The 17,273-nt window shown below is 41.9% G+C and carries 15 protein-coding genes; 2 read left to right on the forward strand and 13 right to left on the reverse strand.

Annotated features, from left to right (window positions below):
* Nucleotides 1-131: 131 nt before the first annotated feature.
* Nucleotides 132-2,390 (reverse strand): helix-turn-helix domain-containing protein, encoded by a 2,259-nt coding sequence (locus P2G54_RS11215; RefSeq protein WP_275871155.1) that lies wholly within the window; start codon nucleotides 2,388-2,390, stop codon nucleotides 132-134.
* Nucleotides 2,391-2,590: 200 nt separating this feature from the next.
* On the opposite strand from P2G54_RS11215, the gene P2G54_RS11220 reads away from it, so the two are divergent.
* Nucleotides 2,591-3,379 carry an endonuclease/exonuclease/phosphatase family protein gene (locus P2G54_RS11220; protein ID WP_275871156.1) on the forward strand — a complete coding sequence of 263 codons (789 nt, stop codon included), beginning with the start codon at nucleotides 2,591-2,593 and terminating at the stop codon, nucleotides 3,377-3,379.
* A 5-nt stretch (nucleotides 3,380-3,384) separates the two neighbouring features.
* The gene (locus tag P2G54_RS11225) at nucleotides 3,385-4,239 is read left to right on the forward strand and encodes a DUF1080 domain-containing protein (RefSeq protein ID WP_275871158.1); all 855 of its coding nucleotides are present in this window, start codon (nucleotides 3,385-3,387) and stop codon (nucleotides 4,237-4,239) included.
* A gap of 36 nt (nucleotides 4,240-4,275) precedes the next feature.
* On the opposite strand, the gene P2G54_RS11230 is transcribed toward P2G54_RS11225, so the two are convergent.
* The 12 genes from P2G54_RS11230 to P2G54_RS11285 all read right to left on the reverse strand — a co-directional run bounded on the left by P2G54_RS11230 (nucleotide 4,276) and on the right by P2G54_RS11285 (nucleotide 17,264).
* Nucleotides 4,276-5,688, reverse strand: a complete 1,413-nt coding sequence (locus P2G54_RS11230; RefSeq protein ID WP_275871159.1) for a Gfo/Idh/MocA family oxidoreductase — start codon at nucleotides 5,686-5,688, stop codon at nucleotides 4,276-4,278.
* A 140-nt stretch (nucleotides 5,689-5,828) separates the two neighbouring features.
* Nucleotides 5,829-6,032 (reverse strand): DUF2892 domain-containing protein, encoded by a 204-nt coding sequence (locus P2G54_RS11235; protein WP_275871161.1) that lies wholly within the window; start codon nucleotides 6,030-6,032, stop codon nucleotides 5,829-5,831.
* A 109-nt stretch (nucleotides 6,033-6,141) separates the two neighbouring features.
* On the reverse strand, nucleotides 6,142-7,182 hold the full coding sequence (locus P2G54_RS11240) for a hypothetical protein (protein ID WP_275871163.1): 1,041 nt from the start codon (nucleotides 7,180-7,182) through the stop codon (nucleotides 6,142-6,144).
* Nucleotides 7,179-8,357 (reverse strand): bifunctional alpha/beta hydrolase/OsmC family protein, encoded by a 1,179-nt coding sequence (locus tag P2G54_RS11245; RefSeq protein ID WP_275871165.1) that lies wholly within the window; start codon nucleotides 8,355-8,357, stop codon nucleotides 7,179-7,181. The genes P2G54_RS11240 and P2G54_RS11245 overlap by 4 nt, the downstream gene beginning before the upstream one ends.
* Before the next feature lie 32 nt (nucleotides 8,358-8,389).
* On the reverse strand, nucleotides 8,390-9,157 hold the full coding sequence (locus P2G54_RS11250) for a DUF6503 family protein (RefSeq protein WP_275871167.1): 768 nt from the start codon (nucleotides 9,155-9,157) through the stop codon (nucleotides 8,390-8,392).
* Nucleotides 9,158-9,198: 41 nt separating this feature from the next.
* The gene (locus P2G54_RS11255) at nucleotides 9,199-9,930 is read right to left on the reverse strand and encodes a hypothetical protein (RefSeq protein ID WP_275871169.1); all 732 of its coding nucleotides are present in this window, start codon (nucleotides 9,928-9,930) and stop codon (nucleotides 9,199-9,201) included.
* A 4-nt stretch (nucleotides 9,931-9,934) separates the two neighbouring features.
* Nucleotides 9,935-11,263, reverse strand: a complete 1,329-nt coding sequence (locus P2G54_RS11260) for a glycosyltransferase 87 family protein (protein WP_275871170.1) — start codon at nucleotides 11,261-11,263, stop codon at nucleotides 9,935-9,937.
* On the reverse strand, nucleotides 11,260-12,153 hold the full coding sequence (locus P2G54_RS11265) for a hypothetical protein (RefSeq protein WP_275871172.1): 894 nt from the start codon (nucleotides 12,151-12,153) through the stop codon (nucleotides 11,260-11,262). Before P2G54_RS11265 ends, P2G54_RS11260 begins: the two co-directional genes overlap by 4 nt.
* A gap of 45 nt (nucleotides 12,154-12,198) precedes the next feature.
* Complete coding sequence (locus P2G54_RS11270; protein ID WP_275871174.1) at nucleotides 12,199-12,891, reverse strand: glycosyltransferase family 2 protein; 693 nt, start codon at nucleotides 12,889-12,891, stop codon at nucleotides 12,199-12,201.
* Nucleotides 12,892-12,900: 9 nt separating this feature from the next.
* Nucleotides 12,901-14,370, reverse strand: a complete 1,470-nt coding sequence (locus P2G54_RS11275) for a cellulose synthase family protein (RefSeq protein ID WP_275871175.1) — start codon at nucleotides 14,368-14,370, stop codon at nucleotides 12,901-12,903.
* Nucleotides 14,371-15,915, reverse strand: coding sequence for a 4Fe-4S binding protein (locus P2G54_RS11280; RefSeq protein WP_275871177.1), 1,545 nt, complete (start codon nucleotides 15,913-15,915; stop codon nucleotides 14,371-14,373).
* A complete protein-coding gene (locus P2G54_RS11285; RefSeq protein WP_275871179.1) occupies nucleotides 15,912-17,264 on the reverse strand; it encodes an FAD/NAD(P)-binding oxidoreductase in 1,353 nt (450 codons plus the stop codon). The genes P2G54_RS11280 and P2G54_RS11285 overlap by 4 nt, the downstream gene beginning before the upstream one ends.
* Nucleotides 17,265-17,273 lie beyond the last annotated feature (9 nt).

Here is a 17,273-nt window from a genome sequence, read left to right on the forward strand (position 1 = left end):
CTTAACACGAAAATGGGGGAGCTTTTGGGCTTCCCTATTTTTTCTTCTAGAAGAAAGCTCCTATCCAAAATCAGTGCGCTTTATCTGGTCCTTTATGGAATAGGAAAAGGATCATGATCTTTTAAATTCATCTAGGTACTTTTATTTCCCGCAAATACCATTTTGAGCGTACCGTAATCATATTTCCCCTCAAAATGAACCCTTAAGGAACTGAGGGAAGAAAATTTTTCAAGTTGTCCCATGATATCCAAAATCACATCCTGAGGCAAACAATCCTCCAGTTCAATTCTACCTGCTGAAATCCCTTCTGCCAGGTGGCTCTTGACAGTAGATTCAGCCAGACTTCTTTCCAGAGCAATTTCAGATATGTTCATTCCTGACTCAAACAGGGTAAACGTCAATTCCTTGGAATCTCCCTTTTGACGCTTGGGTTTGGGACTGCTTGCCTTTCTTTTCCCTGTTTTGCTTTTGATATCCCGGATTTTTTCCGCCGCCAGCTCTTTCCCTCTTGTTATGAAACTCAGGCGTAGGCTTTTGATTTCCGCTTCCAAATCATCCATTCTCCCTGGAATTTCCCCTGCAGAAATAGACTGGATCAAGCGACGTATTTTACTGATTTCTAAATACTTTCTTAACAAAAGCTGTTCTATCTCTTCCAAGCCATCCATGTACTTTTTGGTTCTTGAAAAATGTGAAACCATACATTCCTGAGCCAAAAGTTCTTTAAGCATATCCATTAGCATCTTTTTGTAATAGACACTGCCTTTCTCCAGCCTTTCCTGAAGCTTTTCCTCTTGTTTGGATTGAAGCAAGAAAAGCAATTGATTCCTGAATTTGCCCGTGTTTTCCATTTCAGCCGAAAGCTGTTTCAAAATATCCGGGATTAACACCTGCATATCGGCGTCCTCAAATTCAAAACTACCTCCCTGATCTTTCAAAAAATATTGGAGTTCCTTGACAATAGAACTAAAGTCAAAGGTCCGCTCAATCAACGCTGCGAGGTAATTGATTTGGTGTTGTGCCAAAAGCTCAGTCAAACTTCTTTGCTCATTGGCAGAATGTGAAAAATTGACCACTTGCTGATCCGAATAAATCAATCCTGATTGAATCCTGCTTCGGAGTATGAGTCCTTCCAAGCTTCTCAATCTACTCAAAGCAACATAGACCTGACCGGGGGCAAATGCCCTTCCAACATCAATGATTGCCTTTTCAAAGGTCAAACCCTGGCTTTTGTGAACCGTAACTGCCCAGGCCAACTTCACAGGAAAATGGGCAAAAGTGCCGATCACCTCTTCATCCAACTCTTTGGTTTCGGGGTTTACAATGTATTTTTTGTTTTCCCAAACTTCCTTCCTCAGTACAAATTCCTGAGATTCATCCTTCATGACCACCGTGATTTCATCTTTGGTAAGGTCCACTACTTTGGCAAGTTTTCCATTGAAGTAGGAAGCAAAGCCCGAGCTGTCATTTTTTATAAACATGACTTGAGCTCCTTTCCTCAGTTCCAGAGTTTCAGCCAAGGGAAACAGGGATTCGGGAAAATCATTCTCCACCTCGGCTTTGTAGAAAAAGGAAGGCACCGGTAAAGATTCGAGCTCTTGCTGATTGAGTTGTTCGGCCTTGTAATTATGGGTAGTGATCGTAATACAATCCTTCTCATTTTTCACTTCGTCCTCGGTCATGAAATGCCGATTGAGAATCTGAATATCTTCCTGAGTGACCGCATTGTCCCTGAGATGGTTCAGTACCCGGATAAACTCCCCGTCCTGCTGTCGAAAGATTTTGTCCAGTTCGAGGTAAACCATCCCTGAATTTTGTAAAGCTTTTGCCTCAAAAAAGTGCATACTGTTGTAAAACCGGTTAAGAACCTGCCATTCCTGCTCTTTTACGATAGGAGGCAATTGGTACAAATCCCCAATCATCAAAAGTTGAACTCCTCCAAAAGGCTCCCGGAAATTCCCACGTACACTTTTCATCCGGTAATCAATGGCATCCAGAATATCAGCACGAAGCATACTCACCTCGTCAATCACCAGTAAATCAACTGCACGAAGTACACTTTTACGGTGTTGGTTCAAAGGATGTCTTCTAGCTAAAGTGTGCTGAGTGTAAAAACCGTATTGGTCCGTATAATTTCCCTCTGGCTCCCTAACGGGAAGAAAACTCCCTAGAGGTAACAAGAACTGCGAGTGGATGGTCACTCCTTTTGCATGAAGTGCAGCGATCCCTGTTGGAGCCAATACCACTAATTTTTTGTGGGTCCGATTTGCTAATTCACGAAGAAAAGTTGTTTTCCCAGTACCCGCTTTTCCAGTCAAAAAAATAGGAGCTCCAGTATTATTTACAAACCGGGCGGCCAGCTCCAACTTGTCAGTACTTTGATTATTCATTGATCGAATTTAAAAAGATAAGCCGAATACTTTCCGCTATTCTACCAATCATCTGAAAATTTGACTCAAGTCATACACTAAATCCCGGTCTTAATTCAAAAAGCTTCCAGGGATATTTGACCTTATTTTTTCTTTCGCTCAATGAATTCTTTAATTTCGGCTACTCTCCGAAGCTTTCGGGTAATCAAGTAAAATCACGAATGAAAAAACTCTTACTCGCCCTACTTTTTATTACAATGGGAATCAGCGCGTCACAAGCACAGGATATAAAGGTCTTGACCTATAACATCTATCATGGAGAAAATCCAGGTTCCCCGGGGAAACCAAACCTCCATCAAATTGCGGATCTAATCGTCAACCTCCAGCCTGATGTGGTAGTACTACAGGAAGTGGACAGCATGACTAACAGAAGCAAGGGAATTTACGGAGAGAAGATCGATCTAGTCCAAAAACTTGCAGAAATGACAGGATATAAGGGTCATTTCTCTAAAGCCATGATTTATTCTGAAGGAGGATATGGTGAAGGAATTTTGATCAAAAAAGGCGGAAATTTCCAAAGTCAAAATCTGTCAACTCCAGCCGGAGGGGAACCGAGAGCAGCCATTTGGGGCGAATTGACCCTGAACTCCGTTAAAAAGGTGCAAATCGGCGGAACCCACCTATGCCACCAATTCACTGAAAACAGAATCGCACAGTTACATGAACTCATCCATTTTGAAAACCCCGATGCTTTACCAAGAATCCTAATGGGTGATTTGAATTTTGGTCCTGAAAGTGAGGAATATCAGCACATCCCGTCCAATTGGACAGACGCGGCAAAATCCTTTGATATCAGATCCAACACTTATGAGTCTACTTCGGGTGGAGATAGAATTGATTATATCCTTGCAGAATCAAAGCATTTTGAAGTTATTGATTACCAAGTGCTCAAGGTTGATTATTCGGACCATTTTCCGGTTTGGGCGATCTTACGACTTAAAAACCCTTAAACAACATGATAAAGAAACACCTTTCCCTTTTGGCCCTAGCCGGGCTGACATTCACATTTTCCTGTAAGGAAAAACCAGCCCAGCCGGAGAAAAACCTTGAATGGATTTCTCTATTTAATGGCAAGGATCTAGATGATTGGAGTATAAAAATTAGGACACACGAACTAAACGATAATTTTGCGAATACTTTCCGTGTAGAAGAAGGCATGATGAAAGTCCGATATGATGGATATGATCAATTTGACCAGCAATACGGACATATCTTTTATAATAAACCCTTTTCCTACTACCTACTTCAAGTAGAGTACCGCTTTGTAGGAGAGCAAGCAAATGGTGGGGAAGGTTGGGCAATACGAAACAGTGGCGCTATGCTTCACTCTCAGGATCCAAAAACCATGCTAGTTGACCAGGATTTTCCTATTTCTGTGGAAGCGCAATTTCTGGGAGGCAATGGAACCGATCCCCGCAGCACCTGCAACCTATGTACCCCTGGTACAAATGTGGTTTTAGCTGACACCTTATTTACTCCACACTGTATCAATTCCAGCTCCAAAACCTACCATGGGGATCAATGGGTAACCGCCAATTTTATAGTCTTGGGAGATCAGGAAGTCCATCATTTGGTTGGAGCCGACACTGTATTCAGCTTTACTAAGCCCCAAATTGGTGGGGGAAATGTCAATCCCGTAGACCCAGCGGTGAAAATTGACGGACAATTACTGCCATCAGGCTATATAGCTTTGCAAAGTGAAAGTCATCCAATCGATTTTAGAAAAGTAGCACTGATCGATCTATCTCCATTCAAGGAAGATGCCGGCAAAATGAAGGAGATTGTGAATTCAGCTTTAAAACAGGATTAAACAAAAAGGGAAGGTCAATTAGGCCTTCCCTTTTTTTTATACTCGCACTTTAGTGGTTCCTCCACCTTCTAGAGTGATAGGCACTGGTTGATTGGTCTTCCAGCTTCCACCAGTAAAATCAGGTACATCAATGGAATTAGATCTGTTTGCAACTGACCATTCACTCAAAGGACTGATACAACTCCACAAAGCCGCATCATATACATCCTGATCCAGTGGCAAGCCGTTTCTCAGGCAATCAATCAATCTCCAGTCCATCATAAAGTCCATACCTCCATGACCCCCTACTTGTTTAGCCAGTTCCCCTACTTTCTGAACGATTTCAGGAGTAAACTTTTTCTCAAGTTCTTTCATCTCCTCCTCCTTCATCCAACTGTGGCCTTTTGAAACTTTTTGCTCTGGATATTTCTGAGCAAATCCCTCTGTACCACTTACCACATGAAGTCTGGAATAAGGCCTAGGTGAGGAGACATCATGTTGAATCATGATTGATTTCCCATGCTTGGTCTTGACAATTGTAGTATTCATATTACCACGATAGTTCTTAGCTGCGAAAGAGGAAAAGAACACGTCATTCTCTGCTAACTCCTGGGCTTTTGCCTTCATATGAAAATCATTGGAAGAAAGGGAAGTTAAGTAATCCATTTGGTCCCCTCGGTTGATGTTGAGGATTTGACAAATTGGTCCCAATCCATGAGTGGGATATAAGTTTCCATCTCGGTGATTTTCTTTTAATCTCCACATATCCTGATACCCATTTTCCTTTTGGAAGTTATGTGCCAAAAGATCATGGATGTAGGCTCCCTCCACATGCAAAACCTCTCCAAAAAATCCTTCCCGGGCCATTTTAAGGGTCATCAGTTCAAAGAAATCATAACAGCAATTTTCCAGCTGCATACAATGCTTCTTGGTACGTTCGGAAGTTTCTACAAGCTGCCAGCATTCGTCCAAGGTTCTTGCTGCCGGCACTTCTACTGCAGCATGTTTTCCTGCTTCCATGGCATAAACTGCCATTGGAGTATGCCAATCCCAGGGAGTTGCGATATATATCAAATCCAGATCCGGTCTATCACACATTTTTTTCCAGGCATAGGCACTTCCGGAATATAAGTCAGGATTGTGAGGGGTCCCTTCCAAAGACTTCTTGGCTTTCTCCGCACGCTCGGGGATTAAATCACACAGGGCTTTGATTTCCACCCCATCTATTTTACTGAGTCGGTTTACTGCCCCGGGGCCTCTTTGGCCCAAACCAACAATCCCTACCCGAACCGTTTCGATTTTTGGGGCTGCAAATCCAGACATATTAAAGGTTTGAACTCTTGATGCGCCATATTTAGCTTCAAATGGTAGTGTTTGAACATCATTAGCCAAGGCACTTCCTGCGCCAAATAGACCAAGTCCTACCAAACCTGTAGACTTTAAAAATTCTCTTCTGGGATTATTTTTCATAATTACTTTTTTCGGGTTTCTTTAAGCTATTTAATAAAATTTTTCAAAAAGCCAGCTCCATCCATCAAAAGAAGAACATAAAAAAACCGGAAGCTACTGCTTCCGGCCTTTCCCAAAACTATTACGCATTATCTATGTTCTCAGGACTTTGAACAACTGTTCAGCCCGAATATTGTATACAGAGGGCAAAAGCCCACCAAAGTCGTTAAGGTGAAAATCCCGGCAACTACGAGGGCCACTACTCCTAATGTACCTTCAATAATTCCAGTGAAAAATAAACCAACCAGTACGGCAGCAATGACTAATCTGATTGCACGGTCCGCATTTCCCATATTTTTTTTCATGTCTTAAATGGTTAAAGGGTAAAGAGAATGTACGGTTTAATTTTCAAGGATAAAACTACAGCACCGCGCTCCTTGTTTCCATGACAAATGTCACACAGGCATGTGATTTTCAGTCTTCCAAAAAGTAGGCCTCCATCACGCTTTCGGCTGATTTACCCTGAGGTGTAAAGTCAGGACTTCTTCTGCCTCCATTCGGATACCATTTCCAAAAAAACACACCTGCCAACCAGGATTCTCTCCAGGCAGTCTGAAAAAAAGCTTCATAACACAAGGCTTGGACTTCATCGGAAAGAGCAATCTCAGCTCTTTCATTTGGCCAAACCCAAGGCTCCATAGCCGCGTCCACGGTATTACAATAACCGATTTCTGTAAAAATTACGGGCTTTTTGTATTTCCTAACCACCTTTTCGATTGATGAAATATGGGATTCCCAAGATTCCATTAAATCATTCAGACTCGGATCATGCGAATCGGAAAGTGGAAAATAGGCCTGAATCCCTACATAGTCCAATTCATCCCAAAATGAAACCTGTTCAAATTCTGTGAAATTGGCAGCATAGGTAAGCTTTCCCGAATAAATATTTCGGATCTCCCTGATCAACCTACTCCAATCCTCCCCCCTATGTGAAGTTTTTTCCAACTCTGTCCCTATGCATAACATTGGAATAGCCAACTTTTCAGCTAAGGCAGCATACTCCAAGATAAAGCCCCGATAATTATCAAACCATTGACCCCAATCTTCTTCACTTTCCATTTCTATTTCGCCCGGCCAACTTCCCCTAACCCATAGATGAGGCTTGAGCATATTCATGATTCCATGCGTTTCGGAGGAGTCCAAAGTTATCTGTATCCCTTTTGCAGATTCTCCCCACCATATGCGGTCTCCCTCCAATTGCCAACGGATTTCAGGTCTGTTTTTTTCGCTCTGCCAACCAAAAGGAGTCTGGGACAAAGCATTCGCGCCAACCTTTTTCAAAGCATGTAGTTCTCCTCCTTCAAGCGGAGATCTTCCGGCTACCCAACAAACCCCTTTCCATTTCTCCGCCACTTCAACAAGCTCAGGATTTGGAATTAAAAACCATCCCAAAAAAATCACCAGTATAAGGCTAACAGAGCTAAAAAGATAGGTCCTGATTTGCCTGGAGTTCATTTGGCAAGGAGTGTTTGAATTACAATTTCCTCCTGCAAGGTTTTATGTACAGGGCATCTGTTGGAAATCTCTAATAATCTATGCCTTTGCTCTTGGTCTAAATCACCCTCCAACTCGATAATCCGGGTAAAATGGCTCACTTTGGCTCCCGGCTCGCCACTATGCTCACTATCTTCAAGGTGGATTTTTTTATGGTTTAAAAAGACTGAAACTTCTGTCAAAGGCCATTTTTTTCGACCTGCATACAATTTCAAGGTCATTGCAGTGCAACTTCCGAGAGCTGCCATCAATAAATCATATGGATTTGGCCCAAGGTTAGTCCCCCCGACTTCCAGAGGTTCATCAGAAATCAAATGGTGATGTGGAGTTTTGATTTCAGTTGCAAAACCTTCCCCGGAAAGTCTCACAAAAACCTGATTTCCCTTGGTATCATGTTGGGCAATATCCTCCTGAAAAGGAACATAACGCTTACTCCAGGCTGCCACAACCTCTCCAATGTATTCACTGTCCTTTGGGTCTGAAATCAAATGGTCTGCTCCTTCCAAAGAAATAAAACTTTTTGGATGACCCGCTTGGTCAAAAAGCTCCAGGGCATTATCAAAACCCACTACTTCATCTTGGGGAGAATGCATCAAAAGCAAAGATTTTTTCATCCCCTTAAGCATTCCTTTAGTTGGATTTTGGACAATTTCCTCCCAAAACTCCTGAGTGATTCGAAAGGGTGCTCCACCAATGTGAACAATAGAATTACCTGAATTATCAGCTTTTCCCTGAAAAAGCTTTTGAATCTGATCCGGGAAAGCCGGAGCGGCTATACTCACCACCGCCTCCACTGAGTCCAGTTGGGACGCTGCATAAATTACCGCTGTACCCCCCAAAGAATGTCCTAACAACATTTTGGGAGCTTGAAAATTTTTCTCCAAAAAAGATGCAGCATCTACCAAATCAGAAATCCCAGACGCAAAAACCTGATTTTGGGAGGCTTCATTTTGACTCCCTGTGAAGTCCAGACTAAAAACCGCAATGCCCTGTTGAGACATGGCCGTACAAATTTTGCTAACTGCTGAAATATTATCCTTACAGCTAAAGCAATGGGCAAAAAGTGCATAAAAAGCTGGAACCCGATCCAATGGCCGGTAAAGATGGGCGGAAAGCTCCACCCCCTTTTTATTCAAAAACCGATAGGTTGACGGGTTCATCAAATTTTCTATTTCATGATTTGTACTCTTATATTCTCAAGATTGATTTCTGAAAGCAACTCCAATTTACCGTTTTCATATAGCTCCTCCATCTCTTCAACAGGTGTATTTTTATCCTCAGGCTTTAAATTCAAATAATTTTGAAAACGGATTCCACCTACTTCCTGCACCGCACTCACCTCACGCATCCTCACTCCTCCCCCATCAGTATGGTAGCTGTAAGCCATATAATCCACATAATAATCATCGGCACCTATCCAGTATAGAAACTCATCATCAAAGTCCTCTCCTCCTCCATCTTGTCTAAAAGTCACTTTAACCAGATGGTATCTTTCTCCCTTAATCTCTGTCTCACCCAAATAGGTTTTCACAGCTGCTTCATCATTTAAACCATAAGGTAAAAAAGCAAAATATGCCACAGAGTTCACTGAACGGGTAAAAGCTCCGGTCCGCTCTTCTGTCAAAGTATCAATCTTGACCCCATTGACAGTACGAACAAATCCTGCATTATTCAATACATCCCTGACAGCCCCGGTACTATCCTGAAATTCTCTGATATATTCAAAACCTTGGGGGGATTTATAAATGGAGAAATGGAATTGTCTAAAGTCAAAATCAATCTTCGCAGATTTATAAGCTTCCCCCCCATGTGCCTCAATAGAAGCATCCACGATTTTTTCCGCCTCGGTTTTTGTCTCGCAGGCGTTTAAAACAACCACTGCAACCAATACGGTCAGATATTTTACTTTCATTTTTAGGGACTTAGGGATTCTCATTTTCATTATTTCAATTCTCTTAAACGGAAGAAGGCACAAATTTATAGGATTACTTCAAAGTCAGAATAAAGGTATTCTGCCCTCAAATACAGCTTTTCTCCTTTTTCATTTATTCTATAACTTTTTCGCTCTCCATAGAAAACAAACGGAGATGAATTGTTCGACGAAAGGTTCTCGATTAAACTCCTATGGTCTTTCAATTGCACCTCATTTCCTGTCATCAGGAAGGATTCGGGATCAAAATAATACCACCATACATCCTCATCCGAGCCATAATCTACCCGAATAACCTCCGCAAGCCCCAAAGGGGTTTCCCTAACTCCCTCATAAGTCAATTTACTCCCTTCATCCTGTAAAAGTTTCCAAGGCTGCGCTATGACATAAAAGGCAGCATCCATATCCTTCTTTTTAGCGGCCAAAAAATCCTGGTTTTGTATTTCATTTCCTCCCACACTATACCTCATCTGAGCTCCATCAAAGTAGCTGACATGCTCCACACTGTCACTTATCCAAGTGATTTTTCCTTCAAAAAAAGGCTTGAGGCGAAATTCCATACTTTGGTCAGTTTCACTTTCCACAGAACCATCCTCCTTTAGCAATCGGGTCCACTTCCTGAACTTAAGTACTTCAACACTTTCCCAATTATCCATCCCACCATGCGCAGAGATGCTTTTTTCGAGCAAATTTTTAGCTTGCTTTTCAGGTCCAGAGGAACAGGAACCCAAAAGGACTACCAGTAGGATTGAGCTAAGAACACGAATTTTTAATTGCATGGCATTAAGTTAGTTTTTCTTTTTTAAGAAAGTAATCCAAGTAAACCCCAACGGAAAGGATCAAATATTCTACAAACAAATAGACTGGGCTTTCTGTAAAATTATCATTGCCATATGCCTGATAAGAAAATATGACAGAGAAAGACCAAATCAGAAAAGCCCTCCTAGCTGTCAATAAACTCAAACCAAAACCTGGGATCAGGTACCAGGGATGGACTACAGGCTGAAGAATCAGATAAACCAAGTAGGTCAAAACCCATAAATCAATCAACTGGATTACACTATCCGGTCTTCTCAACCAGCTGAAAAGGAAGATTGAAATTACTGTTGCCAAGCTCAGAATCTTGGTCAAGTAATAAATAGTATTGTATCCCTCTATCCAATATCCCACTTCCCTCAGCAAGTAATAAATTGAGGCGTTGAACTCGAACTTCCCCTGATATAGTTTTAAACTTTGAAAAAAATTGACGTAGGATCGATCCGTCAACAACCAGCCAAAACTCAATAGGGTAGCTAAAATCACTCCGACCCAAAAGAACTTTTTATTTCGAACAGCCTGGAAAAAAATGAATCCCGGCGCAAGAATCAGAGGAAGAAGTTTCATCCCAATGGAGAGTCCCCAAAAACCACCTGTCAGAGCCATTTTTTTTCTACTCAAGCTCAATACTGAAGCAAGCAAAAACAATAAAACAAGCCCTTCAAAATGAAGATTGACCGTAATCTCCATCAAAATCAAAGGGTTGGACCAATACAACCAAAGTCTATTCAGTGGGATATTAAATTCTTCAAAAAGTCTCAAAAACAATAAGAAAACGCCTATTTCTCCCAAAATCAGAATCAGTCGAATTATAATCACCCCATTCCAAACCATCCCATTGCTTGCCTTGGCTGCAATCCAAAATATCAGTTGGTTTAAGGGAGGATAAACTGAATAATATGAAGGTGAATTTAAATTCTCAAAAAGCTGACTTAAATAGGAATCAATCATTTCAGGATTGGAATTGAGCCAGTCCTCAGGGATTTGAGCATAGGGATTCTGGCCCGCCTCCACCAACTGACCATCCCAAAGAAATCTGGCATAATCATCGGACCATTCCGGAGTAGCAAGCAGCAAGGAAAGCCTGATGGCCATTCCGGCAATAAAAATCCAAAGCCAGTTTTCGGAATTTGGGGCAAACTTATATAAAACCCACATCCCTAGAAATAGCAAGGAATATATAAGCAGGTTCGAATTGAAATCACTTCTGGGAACCTCCATAGCGAGGTACCAAACCAAAGCCAGCATGGACAGCCAAGTCAAAAAATGAATAGCCTGTTTGACTGATGAATTCAAAGCCCCAATTCCTTTCTCAAAGGTTCGAATTCTTTGCCATTCTTATTCCAATAATCCATCATTTGCATGGAGGATCTCGTAGCTGTAGTTAGCTCAACTTTACCATCCTCACGAGTGTAACCTTCCTGCCAGAATAAAATCTCATAGGGAAAAAACTTTTCAAATCGAATGGTTAGGGTTCTTCCAATTTCTTTGTAGGCAACCTCTACTTCGGATTGGTTTGAGCCAAGGTCATTAACAGAAACTGTCGCTCTCTCTGCCTTTAAAGGAATATGGGATAAACGCTGAAAGGTAAGACCCGGGATCAATCGAACGTCTCCAGTTGGCAACAAATCCGGATTCAACCGAATCAGATTAAATAACTCATCCTCCGCTTTTGCATCGATTTTAATCTGCTGATCTCCTTCTGACTCAAAATAGGAAAAGAGTTGGCCCTGATAGGCATTGTTCTTCCAATTCAGCTGGGTAAATGCCTGCCCGCACCATTCCGTCACTGAGGAAGTGATTTTCAAGGAATTTACCTCCTCAGTTACCGGAGTAAAAATAGAAAGCATGGTATGATAGGGATAAACTCCGGTCACAAACTCCCGCGTCATATTCAACTTGAGAGCTTTCTTTGCATCTTTTCCTGCATTCTCAGGCTGATCCACTTTAACCTGCTTTCGTTTTGAAAAATCCTCGGTCACAAATATCATAACCGCTTGCCCAGACCTTTCTTCTCCATATCTGCTTTGCTTCAAATCAAAAACATTGATTTCTGCTTTTCCCTGATACCAATAGTTAGCAAACTGTTTTTCATCCATTCCTTCTCTTACCGAAGGATGACAGGAAGAAAGAAACAAGGGGACAGCAATCCAAAACAATCTAAAGCCTCGAACAAGTGATTTCATAAGAAAAGTTTCAATTCATTAAACTGCATGATTGTTTCCATGCAATCACCAATACTTAAAAATCGTCAAAATAATCTTATACCCTGCACCAATTACCCCTTTAACGGTTCCACTGACTTTGGACACTCCAATCCGCTTTCTATAATTCACTGGGACTTCAAGATATCGCAATCCTGCCTTATGGGCTTTAATTTGCATTTCTATGGTCCATCCAAAATTCTTATCCACCATACCAAGCCCCAACAACTTAGGCCAATCAATCGCACGGAAGGGGCCTAGGTCGGAGTAATTGGCTCCCTGAATATACTTCATCAGGGTTGTTGCCAACCAATTCCCAAAAACCTGCGGCAGGGTCATAGACCCAGATTCACGTTTCCCCAAAGCCCTGGATCCAATCACCATATCCGCCTTGCCCTCTTGTATAGGCTGGATCAGAGAAAGCATCTCTTCCGGATAGTCACTGTAATCCCCATCCAAAAACACCACAATGTCAGGTTGAACTTCCTGGTTCTTTATCCATTCCATGGCAGTTAGGCAGGCTATCCCATAGCCTTTCGTTCCTTCAAAAACCACCTTTGCTCCTGCTGCCTCTGCAACCTCCCCTGTACGGTCAGTTGAATTATTATTGGCAACTACTATATGCCGAACCACATCGGGGATTTCTGCTATTACTTTTGAAATAGATCGCTCCTCGTTGAAGGCCGGGATGATTACATCAATAATCGGAGAAGAATTCATTTGCTGAAATTATCGGCCGAAGCCATAAGATTTGAATGAACTAATAAACACCAGGCTATAGCCAAAAGCCAACATGGCATGAAAAGGCAAAAAGAGAAAATTTTGCTTCAAAATGGCCAACACCACCATAGTGCCAAAAACCAAAGCCAAAACTCCTTCAAACCAAGTGGTAACCGGCATCCGAAAATGAATGTAACGATTACTCCTGAGGTCCGCTTTTCCCCCCTCTAAGTTGAATTTGGGGGTACGGATAAAAGGTGATTTTTTTCCTGTCAAACCTTCCCAGACTGCCTGGGAATTATGGAGTGCCAGAGCCATTGAAACTGACAAAAACAAGGGCAATTGCCAAATGACTCCTAAAAAGGATTTAAGAAAAGTCTGCTTCCCATAGAAATAGGAAATCAAATAAACTCCAGCTATCAATACGAACCCCAACAGAAAAACACCTGACAACTTCATCAATGAACTTGAAAGCAATCCTAACTCCCCAAACCACCATACGGCAATGCTACTCAAACTGGTTATTAGGATAGCTATGAAAATCGTGGAATTGAACAGATGGGCCATAGAATGGAATTTTATTCTAAATGGCCAAGGCTCCTTCAGGACTTTACCTGCATGCTTGATAGCACATTCTGCACCTCCTTTGGTCCATCGAAACTGTTGGGATTTTACTGCCGACATGATTGGTGGGAGTTCGGCCGGAGATTCTATTTCAGGTCGATATATAAACTTCCATCCCTTGCGCTGAGCTCTATAGCTCAAATCCAAATCTTCTGTCAAGGTATCGTCATGCCAATTGCCGGAATCTATGATGCAGCTTTTTCTCCAGATCCCCCCAGTCCCATTGAAGTTAATAAATGCTCCCTGTCTGTTTCTGCCTATTTGCTCTATGAAAAAATGGGCATCCAAAGCAAAGGCCTGAAGCCTCGTCAGTAGGGAATAATTTCTATTGAGATGAGTCCATCGGGTCTGTACCATCCCAACTTTTTCTGAAGAAAAATAGGGAATGGTCTTTAGCAAAAACTCAGGATCAGGAAGAAAGTCCGCATCAAATATGGCGATGAATTCACCACTTGCCTTTTCCAAACCTTCTTTCAAGGCACCCGCTTTAAAGCCAATTCGGTTTTGCCTGTGTATGTATCGGAAATTGACTTCCGGAAAATCCTTTAACTTTTTAATAATCAAGTCAGAAGTAGAGTCCGTACTGTCATCCAACACCTGGATTTCCAAGAGATCTGAAGGGTATTTCAGTTTGGAAACTGATTCAATTAAGCGTTCTGCCACATATAGCTCATTGAAAACCGGTAACTGAACGGTTACTTTCGGCCAATTCTCAGGGGTTTTGTGAGGAGTTTTTCCCCATTCTTTTCTGCCAAGAATGAACTGCAGCAACAAATGCCCTTGAGCCAGACTATACAGGAAAATAAACAGCATTCCCAAGGCGTAAAGCCCTACCAGGAAGTATAAGAAAATCATTTACGGATTAAGCTTTATAGAATCATTGCCAATAATGATCGGCAAATCGTTAATTCTGTTTTTTTCAGGACCATTCTCCAGTTTCAAAACTCCACGGGGACATACTGAAGAGCATACTCCACAGCCCACACAAGAGGATCGAACTATATTTTGTCCCCTCTGGGCATACCAACGCACATCAATTCCCATTTCGCAGTAAGTTGAGCAGTTTCCACAGGAAATGCACTGTCCCCCATTGGTGGTTATTCTGAATCTTGATTTGAATCGTTGAACCAAACCCAAATAAGCCGCCAAAGGACAGCCAAATCGGCACCAAACCCTATTTCCCATCAAGGGATAAAACCCTGTTCCCACAACTCCCGCAAATGCAGAGCCTATGGCAAATCCATAAAACGAATGTAGCTGGTTCGTTACATTTCCCAAAAAGCTAAATCCTGAGAAATAGTTGGCTAGAGTCACCACCGTCATCAGCACTACCAAAACCAATACAGAGTGAACGATTACCCTTTCGTATTTCCAGGCCTTTACTGACTTGTCCGAAAGCTGGCGAAAAGGATCTCCCAAAGTCTCGGCCAGGCCTCCACAGCCACAAACCCAAGAGCAATACCATCGTTTTCCGAAAAAATAAGTGAAAACTGGTACACCAATCAGAATAAGTAATATTCCCCAAACCAACATAAACATTCCAATTCCTCCAGAACTTAAAAATGTCTCTATCTGATAGTCGTAAAAAAAGTCGTAATCCAAGGGCCAGATATTCTTGAAGTCAAAGTAGGGCTTATTGAGCAACACCAATATTTCTGGAATAAGAAATGCGAACCCTGTCTGAAAAAAAATCAAAGAGGCAGTTCTCAATTGCTGGTATTTATTTCCCCGATATTTCCTGAACATCCGGATTCCAAATACAATAATCGCAAGCGTATATATCAAACCGTACAAAAACCATTGACTGGCAGGACCTCCATTCAACAAAGTACTGATCGGATCCACCATGGTTACCACATTGACCAAATAAGCAGGAAACCAATAAAGCAGTATATAAAACAGGATGAGGTAAGTTCCGGCTGCAATTCCCATCCAGCCCCTATTCATCAATTTGGAATGAAATATCCCGTTGTTTTTAATTCCTTCAGGCTCTTGAGAATATAAAGGGAAAGCATAAAGCAAGCCTCCTAGCACAGCAAGACCTATAGACAATCCCAAGAAATACCACGGGTAATCCCGAACCGGACTTTCCAAGGCTGCCTTTGCCAAAGCAAAACTGTAATCATCCCAAATCACCTGATCCCAAAGCTGTTGGGACTTTAAACCGTCATTATATGTATCGAAATGCTCTCCAAATGCTGAAAGGAATGAAAAATTTGAGCTGAATTTCTCACCATACAAAGGAGCCAAGATCTCGGTCATTTTATCTTGATGGATTTCTTTGGTATTGCTTCTAACCAAATCTTCCGTCAGAGTATAAGTACCCACAAAAGGCAAAACGGTGAAAACAACCAAGCCTACTAAAAAGAAAATAACTCCAATTTTCTGAACCCCTGTCATACCCTTGCTCCCAATAATTTTTGAATAAATGATTTTTTACTTGGCTGAAAATCCCCTCCAAATTGCTTCTTGAAGGCTTTTTGGATTTCAAGGTAATAGGGTGCGAAAAACTCAGGGTCAAAATTCCCCTGTTCTAACAATGAAATCACTTTCACACCATCCCATTTTTCCCGAATCGCCTGATCGAAAAATTCATGTCTGAGGCGAAACCCCAAATTATTCACACCTAAAACCTTTCCTGTATTTTCCATCAACATTCTGAATGCAACCTTCCCTCCGGCATGCTCCCAATAAAAGCTTTTCAGCGTTTGATCATCCCATTTGGGTGGAACTGTGCCATAAGTCTGGTATTCGATATCAAAAAACTTGGCTGAATTAAACCAAACCCCAGGTTGGTAAGGGACTGGTTTATTGATAAAATTGTAAGCCAAAGTTTCGCCGTGCATACGCCCTGTGTACCAAACCTGCTCAATTCGTTTCCTGCCTTCAGCGGGTGACTCATGAAACTCAGCACAATCCCCAATAGCGAAAACATCCGGGATATTGGTTCTAAAAAAGCGGTCCACTTTGACTCCGCTTCCCAATTCCAATCCACTGTTTCGAAGAAATTCCACATTGGGTTTCACGCCTATTGTAAGCCCAACAAACTGGCAGGGAATTTCCTCACCGGACTTGGTTCTTACTGCTCTTACTCTTCCTGAAGAGTCAGGAAGTATCTCCTCAAGCTCAGTCTCCAACCGTAAATCAACATGATGTTCTAAAATATGGCGGCCTACCAACTCGGATTCTTCTTTAGGCAAAACGATATCCCAGAAGCCTGATTCACGAACAAGGAACGTCACCGGAATTTTTTTATAAGCCAACATTTCCGCCATTTCGATTCCAATTAATCCCCCTCCTACAACTACAGCCCTCTCTACCCCTTCGGTATTTCTTTCCATCAACTCCAAATCCTGTTTGGAATAAAGTCCCTGAACTCCTTCCAAATCCTGACCCAGCCATCCAATTTTGTTGGGCTTGGACCCTGTGGCTAGAACCAACTGGTCATAAGTGATTGCTTCTCCCTCCTTTAAGACTAATTTTTTTGCAGAAAAATCTACACTTTCAACCCAGGCCTGCTTGAGTTCGATTCGATTTTTCTCCCAAAAATCATTCGCATAGGGCTGAGTATGCTCAAATTTCATATGCCCCATAAAAACATACATCAGCGCTGTTCGAGAGAAGAAATAGGCGGACTCTCCAGAAATAATGGTGATTGAGGCATTTTGGTCTTTTTTCCTCAGGTGACGGGCAAAGGTCACACCCGCAATTCCATTTCCAATAATGACAACATGCCTGGATTGGCTCATATGCTTAAG

Origin of the sequence: Algoriphagus sp. CAU 1675, assembly GCF_029222925.1 — a bacterium.
GTDB lineage: Bacteria > Bacteroidota > Bacteroidia > Cytophagales > Cyclobacteriaceae > Algoriphagus.

What these genes read in the sequence shown, in the direction of transcription:
- P2G54_RS11250 (WP_275871167.1), bottom strand. Translation starts at nt 9,157, where the DNA reads ATGAGAATCCCTAAGTCCCTAAAAATGAAAGTAAAATATCTGACCGTA.
- P2G54_RS11230 (WP_275871159.1), bottom strand. Translation starts at nt 5,688, where the DNA reads ATGAAAAATAATCCCAGAAGAGAATTTTTAAAGTCTACAGGTTTGGTA.
- P2G54_RS11270 (WP_275871174.1), bottom strand. Translation starts at nt 12,891, where the DNA reads ATGAATTCTTCTCCGATTATTGATGTAATCATCCCGGCCTTCAACGAG.
- P2G54_RS11225 (WP_275871158.1), top strand. Translation starts at nt 3,385, where the DNA reads ATGATAAAGAAACACCTTTCCCTTTTGGCCCTAGCCGGGCTGACATTC.
- P2G54_RS11285 (WP_275871179.1), bottom strand. Translation starts at nt 17,264, where the DNA reads ATGAGCCAATCCAGGCATGTTGTCATTATTGGAAATGGAATTGCGGGT.
- P2G54_RS11280 (WP_275871177.1), bottom strand. Translation starts at nt 15,915, where the DNA reads ATGACAGGGGTTCAGAAAATTGGAGTTATTTTCTTTTTAGTAGGCTTG.
- P2G54_RS11220 (WP_275871156.1), top strand. Translation starts at nt 2,591, where the DNA reads ATGAAAAAACTCTTACTCGCCCTACTTTTTATTACAATGGGAATCAGC.
- P2G54_RS11235 (WP_275871161.1), bottom strand. Translation starts at nt 6,032, where the DNA reads ATGAAAAAAAATATGGGAAATGCGGACCGTGCAATCAGATTAGTCATT.
- P2G54_RS11255 (WP_275871169.1), bottom strand. Translation starts at nt 9,930, where the DNA reads ATGCAATTAAAAATTCGTGTTCTTAGCTCAATCCTACTGGTAGTCCTT.
- P2G54_RS11215 (WP_275871155.1), bottom strand. Translation starts at nt 2,390, where the DNA reads ATGAATAATCAAAGTACTGACAAGTTGGAGCTGGCCGCCCGGTTTGTA.
- P2G54_RS11240 (WP_275871163.1), bottom strand. Translation starts at nt 7,182, where the DNA reads ATGAACTCCAGGCAAATCAGGACCTATCTTTTTAGCTCTGTTAGCCTT.
- P2G54_RS11265 (WP_275871172.1), bottom strand. Translation starts at nt 12,153, where the DNA reads ATGAAATCACTTGTTCGAGGCTTTAGATTGTTTTGGATTGCTGTCCCC.
- P2G54_RS11275 (WP_275871175.1), bottom strand. Translation starts at nt 14,370, where the DNA reads ATGATTTTCTTATACTTCCTGGTAGGGCTTTACGCCTTGGGAATGCTG.